At 56.6% G+C, this 21847-nt stretch carries 21 protein-coding genes; 12 read left to right on the top strand and 9 right to left on the bottom strand.

Annotation, left to right across the window (positions count from 1 at the left end; translation table 11 throughout):
* Positions 1 to 278: 278 nt before the first annotated feature.
* The 4 genes from DTL42_RS17155 to DTL42_RS17140 form a co-directional block, all read right to left on the bottom strand.
* Positions 279 to 1148 carry a hypothetical protein gene (locus tag DTL42_RS17155; RefSeq protein WP_114370192.1) on the bottom strand — a complete coding sequence of 290 codons (870 nt, stop codon included), beginning with the start codon at positions 1146 to 1148 and terminating at the stop codon, positions 279 to 281.
* Positions 1149 to 1331: 183 nt separating this feature from the next.
* Positions 1332 to 2879, bottom strand: coding sequence for a HEAT repeat domain-containing protein (locus DTL42_RS17150; protein ID WP_147274319.1), 1548 nt, complete (start codon positions 2877 to 2879; stop codon positions 1332 to 1334).
* Between the two features lie 182 nt (positions 2880 to 3061).
* The gene (locus DTL42_RS17145) at positions 3062 to 3709 is read right to left on the bottom strand and encodes a hypothetical protein (protein ID WP_114370188.1); all 648 of its coding nucleotides are present in this window, start codon (positions 3707 to 3709) and stop codon (positions 3062 to 3064) included.
* Between the two features lie 338 nt (positions 3710 to 4047).
* Positions 4048 to 5445 carry a glutamate decarboxylase gene (locus DTL42_RS17140; RefSeq protein WP_114370186.1) on the bottom strand — a complete coding sequence of 466 codons (1398 nt, stop codon included), beginning with the start codon at positions 5443 to 5445 and terminating at the stop codon, positions 4048 to 4050.
* A 263-nt stretch (positions 5446 to 5708) separates the two neighbouring features.
* Between DTL42_RS17140 and DTL42_RS17135 the strand changes: the two genes are divergently transcribed.
* Positions 5709 to 5933, top strand: a complete 225-nt coding sequence (locus tag DTL42_RS17135; RefSeq protein WP_114370184.1) for a hypothetical protein — start codon at positions 5709 to 5711, stop codon at positions 5931 to 5933.
* Between the two features lie 292 nt (positions 5934 to 6225).
* Here DTL42_RS17135 and DTL42_RS17130 read toward each other — a convergent pair whose 3' ends face one another.
* Positions 6226 to 6663, bottom strand: coding sequence for a MarR family winged helix-turn-helix transcriptional regulator (locus tag DTL42_RS17130; RefSeq protein ID WP_114370182.1), 438 nt, complete (start codon positions 6661 to 6663; stop codon positions 6226 to 6228).
* Positions 6664 to 6788: 125 nt separating this feature from the next.
* Here DTL42_RS17130 and DTL42_RS17125 point away from each other — a divergent pair, with 125 nt between their 5' ends.
* Complete coding sequence (locus DTL42_RS17125) at positions 6789 to 7160, top strand: antibiotic biosynthesis monooxygenase family protein (protein WP_114370180.1); 372 nt, start codon at positions 6789 to 6791, stop codon at positions 7158 to 7160.
* Positions 7161 to 7217: 57 nt separating this feature from the next.
* Here the strand turns inward: DTL42_RS17125 and DTL42_RS17120 are convergent, their stop codons facing one another.
* Positions 7218 to 8210 (bottom strand): hypothetical protein, encoded by a 993-nt coding sequence (locus DTL42_RS17120; RefSeq protein ID WP_114370178.1) that lies wholly within the window; start codon positions 8208 to 8210, stop codon positions 7218 to 7220.
* Between the two features lie 373 nt (positions 8211 to 8583).
* Here DTL42_RS17120 and DTL42_RS17115 point away from each other — a divergent pair, with 373 nt between their 5' ends.
* The 3 genes from DTL42_RS17115 (at position 8584) to DTL42_RS17105 (ending at position 11459) form a co-directional block, all read left to right on the top strand.
* Positions 8584 to 9615 carry a DUF1559 domain-containing protein gene (locus DTL42_RS17115; protein WP_114370176.1) on the top strand — a complete coding sequence of 344 codons (1032 nt, stop codon included), beginning with the start codon at positions 8584 to 8586 and terminating at the stop codon, positions 9613 to 9615.
* Positions 9616 to 9640: 25 nt separating this feature from the next.
* Complete coding sequence (locus DTL42_RS17110) at positions 9641 to 10090, top strand: carboxypeptidase regulatory-like domain-containing protein (RefSeq protein ID WP_114370174.1); 450 nt, start codon at positions 9641 to 9643, stop codon at positions 10088 to 10090.
* A 295-nt stretch (positions 10091 to 10385) separates the two neighbouring features.
* Positions 10386 to 11459: a redoxin domain-containing protein gene (locus DTL42_RS17105; protein ID WP_114370171.1), complete on the top strand. Its 1074-nt coding sequence runs from the start codon at positions 10386 to 10388 to the stop codon at positions 11457 to 11459.
* A gap of 296 nt (positions 11460 to 11755) precedes the next feature.
* Here DTL42_RS17105 and DTL42_RS17100 read toward each other — a convergent pair whose 3' ends face one another.
* The 3 genes from DTL42_RS17100 to DTL42_RS17090 all read right to left on the bottom strand — a co-directional run bounded on the left by DTL42_RS17100 (position 11756) and on the right by DTL42_RS17090 (position 14159).
* Complete coding sequence (locus tag DTL42_RS17100; RefSeq protein WP_114370169.1) at positions 11756 to 12505, bottom strand: nucleotidyltransferase domain-containing protein; 750 nt, start codon at positions 12503 to 12505, stop codon at positions 11756 to 11758.
* 301 nt (positions 12506 to 12806) lie between these two features.
* A complete protein-coding gene (locus DTL42_RS17095) occupies positions 12807 to 13169 on the bottom strand; it encodes a hypothetical protein (RefSeq protein WP_114370167.1) in 363 nt (120 codons plus the stop codon).
* Between the two features lie 9 nt (positions 13170 to 13178).
* On the bottom strand, positions 13179 to 14159 hold the full coding sequence (locus DTL42_RS17090) for a nucleotidyltransferase domain-containing protein (protein WP_114370165.1): 981 nt from the start codon (positions 14157 to 14159) through the stop codon (positions 13179 to 13181).
* 350 nt (positions 14160 to 14509) lie between these two features.
* Between DTL42_RS17090 and DTL42_RS17085 the strand changes: the two genes are divergently transcribed.
* The 7 genes from DTL42_RS17085 (at position 14510) to DTL42_RS17055 (ending at position 21795) form a co-directional block, all read left to right on the top strand.
* Positions 14510 to 16042, top strand: a complete 1533-nt coding sequence (locus DTL42_RS17085; protein ID WP_114370163.1) for a DUF3987 domain-containing protein — start codon at positions 14510 to 14512, stop codon at positions 16040 to 16042.
* A 378-nt stretch (positions 16043 to 16420) separates the two neighbouring features.
* Positions 16421 to 17407 (top strand): DUF1559 domain-containing protein, encoded by a 987-nt coding sequence (locus tag DTL42_RS17080; RefSeq protein WP_158545441.1) that lies wholly within the window; start codon positions 16421 to 16423, stop codon positions 17405 to 17407.
* Positions 17408 to 17860, top strand: coding sequence for a hypothetical protein (locus DTL42_RS17075; protein ID WP_114370158.1), 453 nt, complete (start codon positions 17408 to 17410; stop codon positions 17858 to 17860).
* Positions 17857 to 18984: an ABC transporter substrate-binding protein gene (locus tag DTL42_RS17070; RefSeq protein ID WP_114370156.1), complete on the top strand. Its 1128-nt coding sequence runs from the start codon at positions 17857 to 17859 to the stop codon at positions 18982 to 18984. Before DTL42_RS17075 ends, DTL42_RS17070 begins: the two co-directional genes overlap by 4 nt.
* Positions 18981 to 19991 carry a FecCD family ABC transporter permease gene (locus DTL42_RS17065; protein ID WP_114370152.1) on the top strand — a complete coding sequence of 337 codons (1011 nt, stop codon included), beginning with the start codon at positions 18981 to 18983 and terminating at the stop codon, positions 19989 to 19991. Before DTL42_RS17070 ends, DTL42_RS17065 begins: the two co-directional genes overlap by 4 nt.
* Positions 19991 to 20980, top strand: coding sequence for a FecCD family ABC transporter permease (locus DTL42_RS17060; RefSeq protein ID WP_114370150.1), 990 nt, complete (start codon positions 19991 to 19993; stop codon positions 20978 to 20980). Before DTL42_RS17065 ends, DTL42_RS17060 begins: the two co-directional genes overlap by 1 nt.
* Positions 20981 to 20985: 5 nt before the next feature.
* Positions 20986 to 21795 (top strand): ABC transporter ATP-binding protein, encoded by an 810-nt coding sequence (locus tag DTL42_RS17055; protein WP_114370148.1) that lies wholly within the window; start codon positions 20986 to 20988, stop codon positions 21793 to 21795.
* Positions 21796 to 21847: the final 52 nt, after the last annotated feature.

Genomic DNA, 21847 nt, shown 5'->3' with positions numbered 1-21847 from the left:
TGGGAGTGTTGGCCCCACGAAGAGAGAGCCCCACAGGGGCGGCAGAGGACCTGCCAGCAAAGGTTGTGTCGCCCCGTTGGGGCTGGCGTGGTATTGGCTAACACTTACCCAGGGCTGACGCCCTGGGCTATTCTCTGGCGCCCCTGTGGGGCTCTGGGAGATCGTGCAGCGTTCGTTGAAGAAGGTTGTCTGCCCAGGCAAACGAGACCGAGCAGGCAATTCTTCGACCAGACTGGTTGACTAAATTTCTTCTGCCCTCGCAAAGGGCCGACTCTGTTTTACTCCGCCGCTTCTGGCAGCATCAAAAGCGAGCCGATCCAAAAACCAATTGCCCCTTGCAGGGTGAACGCGGTCGCTACCGTCGCCATCCAGTCGATCTCGCCACCAGGCAGCACCACGGCGAACAGGGCCGAGATCATAAAACCGATGCAGCCAGCCAAGTTGGCCAGCACCACCCACCACGAAAGATCGTTCGGTCGCCACGCCCACCAACGGTGCGTGACTTCGATAAAGGCCAAGTAGCCAGAAGCCAAGAACAACACCGAGCCGACAAAGTTCGGCAACCACACCGCCAGCTCGCTTTGCCACCAGGAAAGCGACGGGATCAAGCCGTCGAATGTGTTGAAGTTAAACAGCACCGTCCCAGGAAACTGCAGCGCACAGCTTAGCCAGCCGATGTCGTGGGGCTTCCAACCGAACACTTGCCAGCCACGCCGATCGTTGGTCGCTTCGCCTGGGGCAGGGTCGGCATTGGCGGCTTGAAACAGTTGCAGGTAAGCCGCCGTGGTGAAGGGGATCGAACCGAGAAAGTAGACTGCATTCACTTCGTTGGGCGAAAGCGAAAAGGCAGCAGCCAACTCTGGCGAAAGGTTTAGCACGCTTCCTAGGATGAACAGCGAAGCCCCAATCGCGAAGGTCACGCCAATCCACCAGTTGAGTTGCCCCGGCTGCCACAGTTGGGCCAGACACAACTGCACGAAATGAACCGCACCTTGCACCTTGCGCAGCACCAACCGTTTGCGATGGTGCCGCGAAAGCCAATCCCCCACGCTACCATCGGCCAAACGCACCTGTCGATGCGAAACAAACGGACCAACACCGTCCGCCTGGAAACACTCGTCCTGATCGACTGGTCTATCTTGCTGCATACCACTCGATTGTCGGTATCTGGCTGGGCAAGACAACCAGGGGACCATTCCCCGATTCGCCTCCACCAAGACACAACAACAAAAAGGGGAGGGAAATGGTCCCGGTAGATTTGATCGCTGGCGGCGTCAAACCTACGTGAGCCATTTCCCTCCCACGGTTCTTACTCTGTTTGCTTTCGAGTGCTATTTCGCCCCGTTGAGGCTGCCGAGCATTTCTGTGGCGGCCTTTTGCATGACCTGATTTTTCGACGCCTTGGCAGCGTTCAGTACCGGTAGCACGGCTTGCTTGGTGGTTTCTGAATCAGGGTCGATCTGTAGCAGAGCCCAGGCACACGTCAACTGCAGGGCAGGGTCGCTCTCAGACTTCATAACACTCAGCAAGGTCGACTTGGCCGCCGCAGCAGCAGGACCAATGCGTCCCAGAGCCATGGCCGAATTGTGAGCGATAACGCCCTGACCTTCTTGAAGCGACTTGGTCAGACGTGTCGTTGCGGATTTCGCCGCCGGGCCAATCTTACCAAGCGAAACAATCGCTTCGTTGGCAATGCGGGGGTTGTCGTCGTCGATCAACTCGATCAATGCATCGGTAGCTGGCTCCCCTTTTTCGCCCAGGTTGCCGATGATCACGATGGCGTCGTAGCGGGTGCTCGGGTATTTCAACGCTTGCAGCAGATAGTCGATGGCGGCGGGGCCCATGGTCGAAAGCAAACCAACGGCATTGCTTACGACCGGCTCGCCGGCTTCGTTCAGCGGATCTTGCAGTTCCGCCTTCAAGGTCTCTGGCTCGGCCTGCAGCGAGATCAACCCTTGCGACGACATCGCGCGAACGATGGGATTGCTCGAACCAATGCCGGTTGCCAGGCGATGGATGGCGTCCTTCTTGAGGGCTTCGTCATCAGGATGAGTGAACGCCAAAGCCCAGGCGCTCATCGTGGCAACCATCGGGTCTTTGCTTTCGACATTCGCTTTCACCTTTGCTTCGACATCGTTAGGCATGTTGCCGATACGCCCTAAGGCATACGTTGCCGGAACAACCAACGTGCTGTCTTCTAAGCAGGTAGCGATCGATTCCTGATAGGCGCTCGCCGCTTTGGGCATCGAAGCCAGCGCGAGCAAAGCTTCACGGCGAACGATACCTTTCCCGTCGGCCACCAGCTTGGCCAGGGCAGGGGCGGCGTCGGCGGCCTCAGGCCCCAACTGACGCAAGATCAAACAAGCCCAGAGGGCAGACTTTTCGTTTTGCAGTGCCGAAATCAAACCAGGCACGGCAGCCTTGCCGCTCTCGGTAATCGCATTCATCAAACGCAAGCGAACGGCCGGATCGCTATCGCCCAGCATCTTGGTGAAGATCGGGAGCAACTTTTGGTGGCTCGGATGCAAAGCAAACAAGGCCGAGACGGCTTCGCGGCGAACCATGGGTTCGTTCGAGCCGGTCAACTCGACAAGGCCTTCCAAGGTCTCGTCATTACTCACGCCGATTTGCCCCAACGCATGGGCAGCGTGCGCACGAATTTCAGGGGATTTGTCTTTCAACAATCCCACCAGTTGATCGACCGCAGGGGCGGCTTCCGATCCAAGGCTGCCCAAGTGATTCATAGCAGCAACGCGGGTAGCATCTTCAGAAGCACCCAGGGCCTGAATCGATTGCTCTAGCGTGGCTGCTTGAACGGGGACCAAACAACTTACCGCTACCAAAAGCGAGAAAGCAAAAATAAATGGTGTGCGATTCACGAGACGTATTCCTTCGGGAATGGTATGGGATAGCGGAAGCTTAGCAGGCGGTTGATTCTCTGCCTCGGTCGCCCGTTCTTCAGACAGGGCCGAGGACAAAATGCGAGCGATCTTGAAGAACGCACGACGCCGCCAACGGGCTTCTCTTATTTCAGTAGTCGACCTGGGCAACTCAACCAGCGTTAGGGGAGTTCGGTCTTGCAAGTCGAATAAAGGAGGCTGTTCAAGAAGTTGTAGGATTGCATGAACTGTTGCGGCGGAACCTTTTTAATTCCCCGTTTCAGGATCACCAACATGTCATCAATGGTCGACGTGAATTGCTGGGAATCTTGACCCCCAAGCGAACCATGGCTCGCCTGCTTTTTCAGCAGCGTCTCGATCTCGGTACGGTCTTTGGCGAACTCTGGGTATTGCAACAAATCAGGCCAAGCGAGTTTGGCAGTCACCGGGTTATAGCTATTGGCTGAAAGTGACTTCGGGATACCAGCGCGCGCCATTTGAACCACTTGTTCTTCGGTCGGGGCTGGGTGCTGCTTGGCTTCGTACGCATCGTGCTGAGCACGCATTTGATAGTAGGTGTTCGCGTACTGCTGGTCATTGGCGATGTTCAGGCTCGTGGCCTTGGCCTCATTGATATCGGCCTCCGATGTCTGCTCGTTGTACGAGCCAGCGGCACTCGCCACATCGGCCATCCCTTGCAAAGCCCCTTGGGCCGCAGTAGCCGTATTGGTATACGCGCCGTAGGGGGGATAGTATGGCGGAGGATAACCCTGAGCGAATACGGGAGACGCTACCAATACCAATGCGAACGATAAAATCAATTGTTTCATATAGCTTACTTTCACAGCACACGGATCGCTCAGCAAGAAAAAGAGCGGCTCTACGGATTAACCTAGCTTACAAGCCGGCATCGTGCGTGTATATGAAACAAGTAAAATAGGGCAATTAACCAGCAAAATTCTTCAAAGAATCACTTATTCGCGAAGAAAAAAAGGGAGCTGCGCTCGTTTTCAGCGTTGGAGTTACCGATGGTCACCATGGCGTGCTGCCTCCCCTCACCCTGGCCCTCTGCCCGAAGGGGCGAGGGAACAGGATGGGGTCGGAAGCCTGTTTGGGGTGTCTACCGGCAACGCTTCACGGAACACGGAACACTTCAAACTCACACCCTTTAATGATGAAAGCCTGAAGCTTCATCCTCGGTCAAGCTCTTCTGAACCGGGTGCGATTCGAAGTGCTCTAAGGCGCGCTTCATATCTCCGAGCAGCAGCAAGCCCAAGTCGCGGCTGACGCCGTGGCGGACCAAAATACGCTGCACCACCAGGTCTTGGCGGTTCGCCGGTAGGCTGTAAGCGGGAACTTGCCAGCCGCGAGCGCGGAGGCGGTCGGCGTAGTCGTACAGCGAGAAGCCGAGGTTCACCCCTTCTTTGACTTTCCAGCACAGCGCCGGAATGCCGCCATCCATCTCGCCGCCATAGATGATCTCGAACGGTCCCAGCTTGGCGATCTCTTCGGCCAAGTAATGGGCCGTTTCGTAACAGGCCGAATGGATCTTCTTGTAGCCTTCCTTGCCCAGCCGCAGGAAGTTGTAATACTGGCACACCACTTGGCCGCCAGGGCGCGAGAAGTTCAATGCGATGTCGCGCATGTTGCCTCCCAAGTAGTTGACCCAAAAGACCAAGTCTTCCGGCAAATCGGCTTCGTCCCGCCAAATCACCCAGCCGACGCCCAACGGGGAAAGCCCGAACTTATGGCCAGAGGCATTGATCGATTTGACCCGCGGCAAGCGAAAGTCCCACACGATCTCGGGGGCACAAAACGGCGCCAGAAAACCACCACTCGCTCCGTCGACATGAATCGGAATGTCGATGCCGGTTTCTTTTTCGTACTTGTCGAGGGCTTCGGCCACCGCTTGCACCGGTTCGTACTGGCAGGTGAACGTCACGCCCAACGTGGGCACCACGCCAATCGTGTTCTCGTCGCATCGCTTCAGCACTTCCTCTGGCGTCATGATCAGCCGGTCACCTTCCAGCGGGATCTCACGCAGTTCGATATCCCAATAGCGGGCAAACTTGTGCCAGCAGATTTGCACCGGCCCGGTAATCAGATTCGGCTTGTCGATCGATTTGCCTGCCTTTTTCCGTTTCGCTTCCCAGCGACGTTTCATCCCCATGCCACCCAGCATGGCCGCTTCGCTGGAACCGGTCGTCGAGCAGCCGACCGAATTGGCGTTTGCCGGAGAATTCCACAAATCGGCCAGCATCCGTACGCAGCGGGCCTCGATCTCAGCAGTCTGCGGGTACTCGTCCTTGTCGATCATGTTCTTGTCGAGACATTCGTCCATCAACTGATGAATCTCGTCTTCGACCCACGTCTGGCAGAACGTGGCCAGGTTTTGCCGCGAGTTCCCATCGAGCATCAACTCGTCATGAATCGCCGAATAAACGTGAGACGGGTCGCGTTCTTGCTGCGGAAACTGCGATTTAGGAAGTCCCCGCCGCAGATCTTTCGAGGCGTAAACGTCGTCGTCCACAATCTCCCGTGCGGACTTCTTCGAATGCAAAGTCATGTTAACTCCCTCTTTTAGATGGTGAATCGAGAAGCCCCCATGATAGCGTAAGCGGCGTCCTGTGGGGACTTTCCATGGTCGTAACGCCAGTCTTTCTATTAGGCAACCTCTGGCAGACTCGCTAGCATATAGGGTTGTGGGGCATCCTTCGGCGGCTGCGATTCTGCTTAGCGACTTTTCGTTGCCCGTCAGACGAAAACCATACGCTGTTCACGTCGCTCCAGCGATCGCGTCGCTCTTCGTACCACAGGGGAAATCGACGAATGTATGTACTTTTTTGGCTGGTCGGGGGAACGTTCATCTTGCTCGCGACCATCAGAGACATTCAGCGACATCGCACCGACACCGTCAGCATCTTCCCCTGGTGGGCCTGGTTCAAGGTCACGCGCGAGAACAATCCGCCACTCTACTGGACCTGCATCGCGGCCCAATTTTTCATGGTCGCGGCTTGCTTGGTCTTCGCCTTCTGGACACCGTTTGGGGATTAGAGAAGAGAGGCTAGGAGGAGAGTCGTTTTGAGATCAACCGACCAGCGGGACTGGGAATCGCAGCTAAACCGCAACACCCCCTCAGCCAAAAAGAAGCTCAAACGCATCCGAATTATCGGGCTTGTTCAAAATAGCTGCCTGCAAGTGACCACGATTCGACGGATGAGAAATGCCACCGGGTTCGTCTACTCGCTGTGGTCTATCCAGCTAGGCAGTTTATCAGCAGGCCGAGCGGCGAAGTCTGGCATATTGTAATGCATGATCCCCAGTGGCTGCCGGTTGAACGTTCGCGTCATGTGCCAAATTGATCGCTCAGACGGCGCAAAACTTTGAGTGCGGAATCAAGCTCGTCTGGGGGCAATCCGCTTGCGGCTTCGTTTGCCCATTGTGCTTGCTCCGCTTCAAGCTGCTTGTAGACTCGCTTCCCCTTGGCGGTCAGCTTTAACAGCATCGCCCGTTTATCGCTGGGGTTATCCTCCCAAGTGAAATAACCGCTTTCCGCCATCTCGTTGGCGATACGCTGAACGCTTTGCCTGGCCTGCCCCATATGCCGTCCGATTTGGGCGACCGTCATCGGGCGTCCACTGATCGCCACTGAACCAAGCACCTTCCAACGTGCGCTGGACAGCTCGTATTCTCCGGCAATGCGATCCCCCTCAGCCAACAGCAATCCGTTGAGTTTGAATACCTCAAGCACCAACTCGGTAAACCGCTCGCCATTTTTCTTCATACATCTTTCCCTTTTGAATCTTGACAGCATGTTGTCAATGCGAAACAATTCAACATCGACAGCATGCTGTCATTTTACTCTCGGTAAAGCAGCAAAACAAATCCCCTGACCGTAAAGGAAAACAGGTGCCAGAATTCAAAGAACTCAACGAAAGCACTTCTCTTGCCCAACAATTGCAAGCGACCGTCGATGGTCCGGTAGTGCTGATAAACGTATTTACGGTCGATGCTGCCGATGAAGAGGCATTGATCGAGGCGTGGAAGCATGATGCTGACTTTATGCGGGAGCAACCGGGATACATCTCAACGCAAATGCACAAGGGAATCGGTGGCAGCCCAACATTTGTCAACTACGCGATTTGGGAAAACGTTGAGAGCTTTCGCAACGCGTTTCTTAACCCAGAATTCCAAAAACGAATCGCAGACTATCCCGCCAGCGCGGTAGCATCACCCCATCTGTTCACAAAAATGACCGTGCCGGGACACTGTGTTGGTTGACCGCTGCGTAGGTCAGGCTGTCTCGGCGGCTGGCCTACGTGCCCGTTTGGCTGGTGCTCATTTCCGTTTTTCGAGGTCGGCAGCATGTTCATCGGCCAGGGTTACGGCATCGCCTGCACGCGGGGCAAGGAAATGGCGCTGGTTCTGGGGATCGCGACGATCGATTACCCGAGTTCCCTTTGCAACTTGCAAACGCACTTGGTCTTCGGTCAGCTCGACGTTGTATTCGGCTTTCTCGACGACGAATGCTTCAAACGTTTTGACCTTATCGTCGAGCACCGTGATATCGAAACCACACGTTGGCATCACGATGTCGCCGGGGTAGGTCGTTAGGCCGCCCCATACCATGTAGGTCGTCGTCGGTATCCCAAATATCCCCTGGGTCATCACTTTCGAGCGCTCGTCGAACGACACAAAGAACGGGTAGTTTTCCGTCCGCCCAATTTTCACCGTGCCGGGCGAAGCGGAAGGTATGACCTTCCAAGTGTCATCTAGCTCCCCCAGGTTCACCCGCAGAAGCCCAACCGAACGGATAGAACGTTGGGCACGCTGCTCGGTAGATTCGATCTCGGCCTGCTTTCTTCCGTTGTCCTCCCAGTAGTAGGTGCGATGATCGTCATGCGTTGCCACATCTCGCACGTAGCCGCTGCTGGCCAACTTCCGCTGATTCCGGATCGATTCGCCTTGCTGCACCAGCACCAATTCGCTCCACGGTTGGGTACCGATTAGCTCTGAGACGATTTCCTTAAACCGTTCCCGTTGTGCTGCCTCGTCTTCCCCTGCCAAGGCCTGACGAAGCTTCACAATGGCTGCGTCTACTTTCGGGCCGGAAATCGCAGCGCGCGCCCCGCCGTTAAGATACTTGCAAACGACCCGGGCCGTTTTGATTTCGTGAGCCTGGGTCCGCAGGGCCACGTCGATGGCTTCCAGAAGTTCGCGGTCCCCCTCTTCCGCCCAAGCGGTTGAACCACTGATAGCAACCGTCAGCCAGACGACGACTAGCCAATGCTGTCGCCTGCGAACCAATTCCGCCCCCTCGCCGTACTGCATAGCGCATCCTCCCCAAGTAGTAACATCCGCGTTCGCTGCAATATGAGGTTTGGCCAAGTCGGCGTCAACGAATTTGATCGCTCGGGAAATCGTTTTCCGGCTGGCCGAAAACGTTTCCTGATCGCCCGTCGAGAAACTACTCCAGCCGTGCGGGGTTACTTCTCAAATAAGGCACCGTCGATCTATATGGGCATATTCCGCTTGTAAAAATACAGGGTTCTCCGTACAACGAATTCCCTAGTCATTCTCGTCAAAATTTCACATCATGAAAATCAGATTCTCACAGGTAAAGTCGATAAACGCTTCGCTGGCTTTCTCCTTTTGCTGAGTCTACTCCTCTTCTCTTCTTTCTCTTCAAAGGAATGGTGCTCCTATGAGTTACCGAGCGCAACGTGTTTCCACAGATCGGAAACAGGCCTTTACGTTGGTCGAATTACTGGTGGTCATTGCGATCATCGGGGTGTTAGTCTCGCTGCTTTTACCGGCGGTGCAACAAGCCCGCGAGGCGGCGCGGCGGATGCAATGTTCTAACAATTGCAAGCAGTTAGGTCTGGCTTTTCACAACTACCACGATACGTTCCGCAGCTTCCCGTTCAGTTGGAACTTTACCACCGACATGAACGCCTCGAGTTGGGGAACCCAACTGCTGCCGTTTATGGAACAAGGCAACCTGGCAGACCGCATTGATCCCAAGGTTCCTTCGTTCAACGAAGCGGCATCAATGGGCTTTCCGTCTGCCTCGGTCACCTCGAACCTGGCGGCCATTGCCACCCCGGTCGAAATGTTCATGTGCCCTTCGGCCACCGAAGCCGAAACGCACGAGTACAAAATTCCTCAAGGGGCGATGGCCAGCGGCATTCCGCCGATGGATTTAACCTGGAAAGCATCGCGGAGCGATTACATCGTCACATCAGGCGTTTTCGGCGATTTCAGCACACTGGCCTACTCAGGCGTCGGCCAAAGCGACCGTAGCGGAGCCCTGACCAACACCGGCTACGGAGCCGCTAGTAAAGCTTCGCGGATGGCCGATATCTTAGACGGCACCTCGAACACATTCCTGGTTGGCGAACGGCTTGGAGGCTCGAATGTTTACAAGAAACGCCAGATCGACCCGACGCTGACCTCGCAACTGGGGTCGACGCAAGGGGGAGCCTGGGCAGACGTTCTCAATGGCGAGCATTGGGTGGCCGGTTCGTTGTACGACGGTTCGTACACTTCCAGTGGTGGCCCGTGCCCGATCAACTGTTCGAACATGCGCTCGCACGGGTTCTTTTCGTTTCACCCCGGCGGGGCGGAATTCTTAATGGGGGATGGCTCGGTTCAGTTCGTTTCGTCGAACGTCTCGGCCCACACGTTTGCTTCGCAAATCACCGCTAAAAACGGTGAAGTCATTGCCAACAACTAGTTAGATTTCCCCAGAAGGACTCTTCATGCGTTCGCCCATGCAGTTGCTTTTCTTGTGCTTGACGGTATCGCTGTGCTCCCTTGGGTGTAGCACGAACGAGCACGAGTACTTCGCCAAGTCGACCGTCCCGGTTACCGGCAAGGTAACCGTCGACGGCGTGGCCCCTGGCAGCCCGATCGTTATTAAATGTCATCCCGAAGGTGGCCTCGATACCGAGCATCCTTCGGTCACCCAAGCCCTGACCACCCCGGAAGGAACCTTCAACCTTTCCACCTACGAAGAAGGAGACGGGATCCCTGCCGGTAAATACCAAGTCACTTTCTTTTGGGGAAAGTTCAATCCGATCTCAGGCAGCTATGGCGGTCCCGACAAACTAAAAAACCGCTACGCCAAGCCTGACAAAACCCCAATCACGTTAGAAGTCACCGGCAACGAACCGATTGATATGGGAGTGATCGCCTTAACAACAAAGTAGGGCGCTCGTGGCCTCGCGAGTTTGAAGTTTTCAGTGTTCAGTTTTCAGTGGGAATTGCCAGTAAAAGCCCCCACCCGCCGCGCGCTCTTCTCCCGTCCCCTCGCCCCTCCGGGGAGAGGGCTAGGGTGAGGGGCCGCAGTACGTAAAAACAACCATCGGTAACTCCCACTGAACACTTCAAACTGAAAACTCGCGCAGCGCCGTATTCTATTTCACAACAAGGGGCGTTCGTTCTTGGTACGATGTTGCTGCGGCAGGGGGGCCGGTTTACTCATCTTAGTTACCGAGGCGAACGATGCGTTGGGGATTGCTTTTAATTGTTTTGGGCCTTTGCGGCACCACAACTGGCACGGTCGAAGCTGCGGAAACGGAACCCTGGAACGATCCTTTTTGGTCGCTGCTGCACGAGCCGGCGGCGATTGCAGAATTGCAATTAAACGCCGACCAGCAGCAAGCGTTTCATGCCCTGCGAGACGATCTCGACCTGCGTTTCTTTCCGCTCCGCAATCAAACGAAAGAAGTCGCCACCGCTGGCACGCTTAAAATCATCGCAGAAGCACGCGAGAAGTTGTCAGACTTGCTCGAACCGCAACAGTTCCAACGTTACCAGGAATTGGTTTTACAGCGGCTTGGCAACGACGCATTTCTGCATCCCTTGGTCGTCGACCGGCTGAAGTACAACGCTGCCCAGCAGGCCAAGCTCGAAAAGATCAGCGCTGAAACCAACGAAGCCGCCGCAGCGTTGCGTCAAGCGGTAGCGGACCAAACCAAAGACCGCACAGCCGCCCAGCAAGAGTACACCAAGCTGCTGGAACGCCAGCAAAAGAAGCTGTTGGGGGTTCTCACTCCCATTCAGCAATCCGCGCTGCGTAAGGTCGTCGGGCAACCTTTTACCGGCCTAAAAACGAGCCAACCTCACTTTCGCGCCCCCGACTTTAGCACCGCAGGAGAATGGCTCAACTCTTCGCCTCTCTCGCTTAAAGAACTGCGTGGCAAAGTGGTGGTCGTCCACTTCTACGCGTTCGGCTGCATCAACTGCATTCGCAACTACCCTTGGTACCTGGAATGGAGCGAGAAGTTTAAAGACCAAGAGGTCGTCATCGTCGGCATTCACACCCCGGAAACCAACGCCGAACAAAACAGCGCCTCGGTCCGCCGCAAAGCGACCGAAGCCAAGTTCCGCTTTCCGATTCTGATCGACGCCAAGAAAGAAAACTGGAACGCCTGGGGCAACTCGATGTGGCCCTGCGTCTACGTGATCGACAAACAAGGCTACCTCCGCGAACAATGGGCCGGCGAACTAAAATGGCAAGGCAACGACGGCGAGAAGTACATGCGTTCGAAGATCGAAGCGCTGCTAACCGAATAGGGCGCTCGTGCCGCGCGAGTTGGAAGTTTTCAGTGTTCCGTTTTCAGTGGGAATTGCCAGCAGAAGCCCCCACCCGCCGCGCGCTCTCTTCCGGTCCCCTCGCCCCTCCGGGGAGAGGGCTAGGGTGAGGGGCGGCAGCACGCTAAGGCAACCAACGGCTACTCCCCCACTGAACACTAGCGAAGCCCCGGCGAGACCAGAGAAGAGTACCTAACTTAGTAAAGTATCTATCTGCAACTCTTCACTGAAATCGGAACACTGAAAACTTCAAACTCGCAGCCCCTGAACACTTCAAACTAACCGACTCGCACCTCTATCAACAGCGAGTTCAACGCTTCCGCAGCACTGGCAGTTTCTGGCAGCTTGCTCTCCGCATAGGCGGCTTCTAGTTCTGCGATGAGTCGATCGTATTCGCGCTGGTGAAACGTGATGTCGGCTTGGTCGAGGGTCCCTTTCTCAGGCCCTTCTATTTTTTGCTGGATCAATTCTGGCAATTGCGGCAAGCGGAACGATTCGTTCAGCCGCCCGAGGTTCGCTTCGATCTCTCCGGTGCGCATCAAATGAATACCGGTCAGCAGCACGCGGTAAACGTATAGCAGCGGTTTGACGCGCGGAGGCTCTTCCTGGGCGAACAGCTTCCACTGGTTGGCAGCGAAACCGAGATAGTGGTGCGCGTGATGACGGGTCACGCAGCCAGCGGCCAGCTCGCCCAGGCGTTGATGCGCAGGCGAACTCTGCACCACCAGCGGCGAAAGAACCTGCTCCAGGACGTATCCATTCTTCTTCAGCATCAAGCTGAAAAACTTCTTCACGTCGTGCGTCACTAAGTCCAATTCCAGGCCATCGTAAACGCCCGACTTCTCGACCGTCTCCGGCCCCGTCGTCAGCCCCACTACCTCTTCCACCGGCAACACATGCACGCCCCGCAAATCAAAGTCAGAATCAGGCGAAGGGAAACCATACAAATGCGCCCCGCTGATCGTGGCAAATAGCAGCGGGTAGGGATGCTGGTCGACGTGTTGTTGCAGACGTGGTTCGTGGTTCATGATTCGCTTGTTGGGATCGGTGGGAGAGTTACGGTTGGTTGCTCTAGCGTGCTGCTAGCCCTCTCCCCGGAGCTTCGCTAGTTTTCAGTTTGAAGTTTGAAGTGTTCAGTGGGGAGTTGCTGATGGTTGTTCTTGCGTGCTGCCGCCCCTCACCCTAGCCCTCTCCCCGGAGGGGCGAGGGGACCGGAGAAGAGCGTGCGGCGGGTGGAGGCTTACATCTACAACTCTTCACTGAAAACTGAACACTGTAAACTTCATACTCGCAGTCCTTGAACACTTCAAACTAACCGCAGCTCCCCTATTAAGGCCGGAACTCGTGCGTAACCTGGATCGTTCCTACGATCTTGTCGTTGAACGTCTCCAGTTCCTCGGCGGGTACCCACAACTCTAGCGACTCGGGGCCTCCGACGTTTTGCACCGGGAATCGCTGGACGTATTCCGCATCGACTTCAAATTGCAGCACGTAACCGACGAAGCCAGAGTTTTGGTCTTTGGTATTCCACTGCTTGGCAATGAAGATCGCATACTCTTCGGTTAACACCGGGTAAAAGATCGGTTGCCAGTCGAGCCGGGGTGGAAAGCGTTTCCACTCGCTTGCCACAATCAAATCAAGTTCCGCTTGACCGACAGGGCGGTAAAGCGTTTTCATGTTGGTCGTATTCATGATGTTTGTTTAAACCGATCCATCTGGTCTTTCTCTTGCTTCGTTCCCCTCAACCAACAAACCGGCAGCCTCACGCCGAGCTGTCATCAAAAACGCATTCGCGGTTTCATAATTCGGTCGATCTGGCAAACGGGTTTTCGCGACGGCGTCGGTGAACTGCCGATGCAGCTCAGCCCGTAGCTTTTCGGTTTCATCCCAGGGGACTTCGCCTCGTTTGATGGCCAGTAGTTGCTCGCGGTGCTCTTCGACGCGGACCTGAACGTGTCCTTCGCGCAGGACATGAATGCCAGACATCAGCAAGCGGATCAGGTGCATCACGTGTTTCCATTTCACGCGTCCCTGATTGCGGATGTCGGCTTGCATTTTTTTGAACTGCGAAAACACATAGCCGTTATAAGTCTGGAACACCAGCTTCGACAGGAAGATCGACCGCATGTCAAGCAGCTTCTGCGCCAGCGGCGTCGCCTTTTCGACCAACGGAGAATAGAGACATTCCAGCACGTTCGGGTTCGCTTTCAAGGCCAGCACCAGAAATTTCTGTACTTCCCAATAAGCTTCTTGCGTTTCGTCGCACTCGATCTGTTCTGGCACGCCTGCCAACGACCAATGCTGCTCGGCCGTCGGCAAATAAATCCCCCGCCGATCGATATCCGACCCCTCGTCCGCCAGGCCGTATGCCTGCGAACCGATGATGCACTGGTAGATCACCTGTTGGTACAAATCGCCATGCTGATCGAGCCCTCGCCCGGCGCTGAGTTGTCCTTCTTTGAAGAAGGCCAATTGCGAAATCTCGCTCGGTTTGAGCATATCTTCCACGCCGTCTAAAAAACGGACGCGATAGTCGTGCGTTAAATCGACCGGCGACTTCACCACCACACCCACCGCCCCCCGAGGATGCAACACCCGCCCCGCCTGGCCCACCACCTCGCGCAAGGTCACAACCTGGGTGCCGGCCGAGTAGATCAAGTTTTCAGGATGATGGGTGGACATAGCTGCGTTCGTTTGAAGTGTTCCGCCAAGAGTGGCTGGCTGGAATCGTGTGTCGGTTTTCTGACGGTAGTTTAATAGAGCGTATTTCGGTGAGACGGTTCGTGCGGGAGTAAAGTCTTCCGTGGGGAGTTGCCGTTGCGTGCTGCGCCCCTCACCCTAGCCCTCTCCCCGGAGGGGCGAGGGGACCGGAGAAGAGCGTGCGGCGGGTGGAGGCTTCTACTGGCAACTCTTCACTGAAAACGGAACACTGAAAACTTCACACTCAAATAATAATAGACAAGTTTACACTTACTTCACAAAATCGTCAGCACTTGCTTTCACACGCTCGCACTTGACCGAGAGAGTTGACGATGAATTCTTTGCCTCATCCCAGCGTGCCCCCGGCTGGCACATCGTCTGATTTTCCGCTTCCTTGTTTTCCGACTTGGCATTTACCGCCAGCGGTGCGTGACTATGTCATTGGCGAAGCGACCGCTTCGCAGACGCCTGATGCGGTGGCGGCGACCTTGGTTTTGGGGGTTTGCAGTGCGGCGATTGGGGGCAAGGTAAGCATTGCGGCCCGGCCTGGTTGCTCGCAGCCAAGCAACTTGTTTGTGGCCGCCATCAACGACGGAACCAACCACGAAGCCAGTCTCTTCACGCGAATTCGGCGACCGCTGGAAGTGATTGAAATGGGGCGAGTCAACGCCGCCCGCAGCGTTCAAGCCGAAGAAAAGTCACGTCTGCGTCAGGCCCACCTTCGCCTCCGCGAACTGGAACGGGACTTCGCCCGGCCGCAAGCATTTGCCTTGGCAAAAGAGATCGCCGACAACCCGCTGCTGCCGGTCCCTCGGTTGATTCTCGACGATAGCAGTACGGCCAAGCTCAGTACGGTTCTGGCCCAGCAGCAAGGGCACATCGCCCGCTTCTCTGGCGTGGCCGCCGTGCGCGAACTTTTGGCCGGCAGCGCGGCTCAAAGTAATCTGGCTCGGCAAGAGCTTTATCGCAAAGCGTACCGGGGCGAAAGTATCACGCTCGATCAGCCAGGCGGACAGCGAGTGGCGCTCCAGCAAACGGCCATCACCTGCGTCTGTGCGATCCCTCGTTCCGCCGTTGAAGGTTTGCACAAACGCCCGCAGCAGAGCAGGGGAGTCACCGATTGTTTTCTGCTGGCCATGCCAAAAAGCAAGCTGGGGCAACGCAAGATCGCTCCGCCAGCGGTCGCGGAAGCTTGTAACCAGCAGTACGCCACCCTGGTGCAAGACTTAATTGCGATCGAAGGGCACGCCACGCTCCGGCTCAGCGATGCTGCTCGGCACAGCTTCGAGGCGTGGGAGGCCGAAGTCGAAACGATGCTGGCCCCCGATGCCCCGCTGGCCTCGTTTGCAGCTTGGGGCGACAACCTCACCGGCAACACGCTGCGAATCGCCGCCGTGCTGCATTGCATCCGTCAACAAAAGGAAGGCGAATTACCTGATACAGACGTTTCCGCCGAAACCATCGAAGCCGCGATCGGCATCGCCCAGTTCTTCCTGGCCCACACCGTCGCCGCCCTGCAAACGATGCAAAACGCTCCCCCCAAGCCCGAACCCCAAACTCCACCAGCCGCCAGCGATAACCGGTCGCCCGTTCCCACGCCAGCCGACGCCGACCAGCTTCTCCCTAACAACGAATCGGTCGACCAACAGCAATCCGCTTCGCCCACAAAATTCGTGGCACCGGCAAAACCTCTCCTCACCGAAGGCAGCCAGCCTGACTGGGCCGCTTCACCAAAACCTCTTTCTATGAACCCAGGTCAACACGTTTGCACCTCCAACACCTCGGAACAACCACCACCCCGGCCAGGCCGTCCCCCAAGAAAGTTTCGCGGCAAACCGGTCGGCAGTGGCAAACGAAAGCACTGACGTCTCTCTCCTAATATCGCAGCCACACTTTATCTAGATACTTCTAGATCCCCAATCATCTTGTCGCCCTCGTCGACACGCATGTCGCATTAAATGACATGCCTAAACCTCTCACGAATTCTGGCATAACACTTTTCATCAGCGTCCAGAATTGCTTTCCATAAAACCTCGTCGATACCTAGGCATTTTTCAGCTTCGTGCTTACGTCAAGGCAATTCCCTTAGCAATTCCGCGATTCGCCCGTTCTACGGCATGCTGATTGCGAATGGCAACCTTCGATCTATGTCTTTCTTTGCCGCTGACCTTACGCTTTGTATTTCTTGCGGCGATGAAGGGTTGCAACCTCTACCCCGGAATTTGGAAAGAGAACGAGAACGGATGAAGGGAAATTCATCGAGAGGGCGAACGAATCGTATCGCTGGCTTTACCTTGGTTGAACTGCTCGTGGTGATTGCCATCATTGGCGTCTTGATCGCGCTGCTGCTCCCAGCCGTGCAGCAAGCCCGCGAAGCGGCGCGTCGCATGCAATGCACCAACAACATGAAGCAAATTGGTATCGCCCTGCACAACTATCACGATACCTTCGGCAAGTTTCCATGCTACGAGTTTCTCGATCTCAACCACTGGTCGGGGCACGAATACAAGTCAGGCTGGGTCAGTAATCTTTTGCCTTACTTAGAACAGGGCAACCTGCAAGATCAATACAACTTCAATTATACCTGGATGGACGCGAACAACGCCCAAGTGGTAACGCAGAAGCTGCCAGCATTCGAGTGTCCCTCGACCCCAAGCGGAACCGAACTAATCGGTACCGACAACTTCGCCGCCGAATACACCAGCATCAACTCCGAAGTAAAAGGCTGGTCTGCCGATTACGCCGGCAACAGCGGTCAGCGGGCTTCGCTGCTACTGCCCAACGCTCAAACGAAGGAAGGCCGCAAAGGATTTTTCGTGCGCGCCTTTCCGGTTCAGCCTCAGCGGTTCCGCGACATCACCGACGGCACGACCCACACCATCGCGGTTTGGGAATCGGCCGGTCGCAGTAAGGTTTATCTGTTTGGCAAGCTGTGGACCGACTCGTCAGGCGTGCCCCTCAAGGTGTCTCCCGATAACTGCGCGTGGGCCTCGGGCAACTCGTTTTTCATGCAATCGTGGAGCCGCGACGGGACGGCCAATGGTGGTTCGTACGTTGTGAACGCCACGAATAAGAACTCGCAACCGTTTTCATTTCACCCCGGCGGAATCAATGTTCTGGCGGTCGATGGTTCGGTTCACTTCGTTCCAGAAACAATCAACGCAATGACCTATATGGCCTTGGTTACGCCAGCGATGGGCGAGGTCGTCAGTTCGGAAGGGGCGTTTTAAGTGATCCGTAATTTCGCCTCTCCAGCAATCCTCATCCCCCTTCTGCTAACCACCGTGACGCAGCTTGGTTGTCAGCAAGAGTCGTCGCTTGCCGTCTATCCGGTCAGGGGAACGCTGACTGTCAACGGCGAGCCTGCCCAAGGTGCCATCCTTGGTTTTCACCCAACGCAAGGCGACTTGGACGAACGTGGCACGATTCCTGCTGGCAAAGTCAAGCAAGACGGCACGTTCGCCGTCTCGACATTCGACGTCGAAGATGGAGCGCCCGCCGGGGAATATAAGGTTACCGTGTTTTGGCCACAGTTTCCCGGACGAGACGACCCAGGCGACGACCGCCTGCGTGGCAAGTACGCTTTGCCAGCCAAGTCGACCACCAAGGTGACCATCACCCCAGGGGAAAACAAGCTACCGCCGATCGAACTGAAAGCTTCCAATATGCTGCGTGGCGAATGACCCCATTGGTGATAAGGCGACGTTCTCGTTCGCAAATTCAGTCCACTTCGATTTCAACCTGGCAGCCAGCGATCGCACTTCTGCTGATTGCCGCGCTGGTGGGATTTGTCGGCTGCGCCGCAGGGGACGCCTCGGCATCCCCCTCTGACACGGCACAGCAATCACCCCAGCGCGAACCCGCCAGTCAGCCGCCTGGCTCGGCAGGCGTGCCAATTGTGGTTACACCGCTGAACGAAAACCGCTGGCGAGTCGAGCATTTGTGCGGTACCAGCGAGATTCCAGCTTGGCCAACACGTATCTGCGCGTTGGCATTCGCGGACGAAATGCTGGCCATTGGCATGCCCCCAGCAGCCGCCTCTAGCTCGGCGACCGGCTTCCCCGATTACCTTCGCCCGCAACTCGAAGGGGTGGTCCCCGTTTATCAAATGCTGGGGACAATGCTGCCAGACTTTGAAACGATCGTGCAGTTGCAACCTGACTTGATCCTGACTTCCAACACCGATCCGCAAACGTACGCCCAACTCTCGAAGATCGCCCCCGTCGTCGTCCTGCAGCGAAGCAGTTGGGACGATCAGCAGCGGATTCTCGATGTCGGCAACTTGCTGGGCAAAGAACAGCAAGCCCAAGCCGTGCTGGCCGCTTATCAAGCGCAGGTGGCCGCCGCCAAGGCAATCTTGCAGCAGAAGATCGGCATTCAACCGGTTTCCTTCTTTCGCGTTTTCGGTCGCCAGATGTATATCCACGGGCACACCCGAGGGGGGCTGCTGCTCTACGACGAACTCGGTCTGAAACCGCCAGCGCTGCTCAACGATTCACCGCGCGGCTACATGCTTTCTCCAGAGGCCCTCTTGCAGTTGGATGCGGAGCATTTATTTGTCGCGGCGGAAAACAACCTAGGTGCTCAACGTTCGTGGGAAAGTTTACTCAGCCATCCTGCATGGCAACGTGTGCCAGCGGTGAAGCAGAAACACGTTTATCCAATTCAAGCGCAACATCAATGGCTCGTCCCAGGCATACAAGGGAAGTCGCGGATGATCGACGAGATTGTCGCCGCCCTAGCTCCGGAATCGCTCGCTGAAGTTCAGCAAGCTGCCACCGCAGCCTACGAGGCCCAGCGGCCATGATGCGGCAAGTGGCCAGTTGGTTTTATTGTCTGTTGTTCGCAGCAGCCTTGTTGTTGCTGATGGGGCTCTCCTTACGCCTGGGGCCCACGCCCACGAGTAGCTGGGATGCCTGGAACGCCTGCTTCGCTTACGACGATGCCAGCGATGCCCAATTCGCCATCCGGCAGATTCGCCTCCCCCGCACGATTCTGGCCGCGATCATCGGGGCATCGCTGGCCACTTCCGGCGCCATCATGCAAGGCGTTACCCGCAACGACTTGGCTGGTCCCACGATTATGGGGCTTAGCAGCGGCGGAACGTTTTGTCTGCTGCTGGGCTTGTTGTTGCTGCCGGGTCTTGGATTCAACCAAGCGATCTGGCTTTCGTTCCTGGGAGCGGGGCTCGGCTATTTCACGGTATACAGTGTCGCCTTCCTGGCTCGCGGAGGAATTACCCCTGTTCGCCTAGCCTTGGCCGGCACGGTCGTTTCGATCTTGCTGAGCGCCTTCACGCAAGGCTTAACGATCTACTTCACGCTGCACGACGAGATGCTTTACTGGACGGTCGGTGGCATCGCGAATACTTCCTGGCCGCAAGTTGCAACCGCGCTACTTCCCGCCTTGCCAGGCATGCTGGCCGCTTTGCTGTTGGCTCCTTCGATCACCCTATTGAGTCTGGGCGAAGAAGTCGCTGGCGGGCTCGGACAACGCACGCAGTTGGTTCGCACCGTCGCGACGCTTAGCGTTCTGCTGCTCACCGGCGGAGCCGTGGCGGTGGCTGGCCCGGTTGGTTTTGTGGGCGTGATGACACCCCACCTCGCCCGCTACCTGGTCGGCTACGACTATCGGAAGATTATCCCACTGACAGCGCTCCTTGGCGCAATTTTAACGGTTGCGGCAGACATCGCTTCTCGTACGGCAATCGATGGCCAAGAGATCCCTTTGGGGCTTTTCACGTCGATGATCGGAGCAACCTTCTTCATCGCTTTGGCACGGCGAAGAAGCTCGCAGCGAGGAGGGCCGCACTGATGTCCAGCCACCTCCGCACGCTTCTCTTGGTACTCGCCATTGTGATCGTCGCCAGCCTGGTTAGCATGAGCCTGGGCAGCCACTGGATGTCGCCGACTTCCCTGGCCAGCAGCTTGCTTGGTTACGGCCACGCAACCCACGAAATGATACTTTGGTCGTTTCGTTTACCTCGCGTGCTGCTCGTCTTACTGGTCGGCTGGGCCATCGCTATTTCCGGCGTCCTCATGCAAGCCGTCCTCCGCAACGACCTGGCCGAACCTGGCATCTTGGGCGTAGCCACCGGGGGCAATCTGGGCGTGACCTTGGCGCTGATTCTATTCGGCACGCAGATCGCATCTCCCTGGTCGCTGCCGGCCATGAGCATCGCAGGCGGCTTGTTGGCTGTGCTGCTCGTATGTGGCTTGGCCATCGATCGAAGTGGTATTTATCCGGCGCGGCTGCTGCTGACTGGGGTGGCCGTGAGTGCAGCGTTAGGGTCTTTCACACTTGTTCTTTCGTTGAACATCGACCGACAAATCTACGCGCAAGCCCTTGCCTGGGCGACCGGCAGTTTCAACAAGGCCGATTGGAACTATGTCCTCGCGCTCGCGGTTTGGCTCGTCGTTCTCATGCCGATCGTGCTCGCCATTTGTCCCGTACTGAACATCCTCCGTCTTCGTGATGAAAACGTGATCGGCCTTGGCCTGAACGTCTTTCAGTGGCGAGTTCTGCTCCTGGTTCTCGCCGTCGCGCTGGGCGCTGCGGCCATGGCCATGTCTGGCGGCATTGTCTTCCTGGGATTAATCGCCCCCCACCTAGCTCGGCGCCTGGTCGGCCCGCAGCATGGCTGGCTGATTCCAGCCGCTGGACTGATGGGAATGCTGCTGCTGTTAGTCGCCGACACCGCCGGTCGAACGTTGTTTGCTCCGGTCGAAATTCCCGCAGGCATCATGGTCGGCGGGGTAGGGGGGATCTATTTCGTGTACCAACTGATGACAACCAAGGGATAACCTTCATGACGCACGCCAATCGACTTTACTGCGATCAGTTGACCCTGGCCTACGATCAGACCGAAGTCGTCCATCAACTGTCGCTCGAGATCCCCGTCGGCCAAATCACGACCCTCATCGGCCCGAACGGTTGTGGCAAATCGACGTTGCTCAAAGGACTTGCCCGGCTGCTTCGTCCGAAGCAAGGTGCGGCCTACCTCGATGGCAAAGCCATTCACCTCCAATCAACCCGCCAGGTCGCCCGACAATTGGGTGTTTTGCTGCAGAACCCTGAGGCCCCGGAAGGTTTAACCGTGCGCGAACTCCTTGCCCTGGGGCGTTATCCTCATCAAGGGTTCTTCGGGTCGATTACTTCCGCAGACGAATCGAAGATCGACCAAGCCCTGCACGTCGCCGGAATCGAACACCTCGCCGAGCGTCCCCTGGGGGAACTCTCGGGTGGCCAGCGGCAACTGGCCTGGATTGCGATGGTCTTGGCCCAAGATACCGAAATCATCCTGCTCGACGAACCGACCACGTTTCTCGATATGGTCCATCAACTGGAAGTCCTCGACGTCCTCGACCGGCTGCAGCGCGAACAAGCACGAACCATCGTGCTGGTGTTGCACGATATCAATCACGCTGCTCGCTACTCACATCACTTGGTTGCAATAGAGGACGGAACCATCGTCGACCAAGGTTCCCCCCGCCAGATCGTTACCCCGCAACTTCTGGCCAACGTCTTCCGCATCGCTGCCAGCGTGCTGATCGATCCAGAGTCCGCTTCCCCGTACTGCATCGCCCGGCGGCCGCTACCACAGCGGCAAGCGGTGTAACGAGCTTGCTAGTGTTGCTCACAAAACAACGAACTTTACTCCTCGAAACTTA

Source organism: Bremerella cremea, assembly GCF_003335505.1.
In the GTDB taxonomy this organism is placed as follows: domain Bacteria; phylum Planctomycetota; class Planctomycetia; order Pirellulales; family Pirellulaceae; genus Bremerella; species Bremerella cremea_A.
Note: the sequence above shows the minus strand (reverse complement) of the source record. Positions and strands in the feature narration are given on the sequence as shown.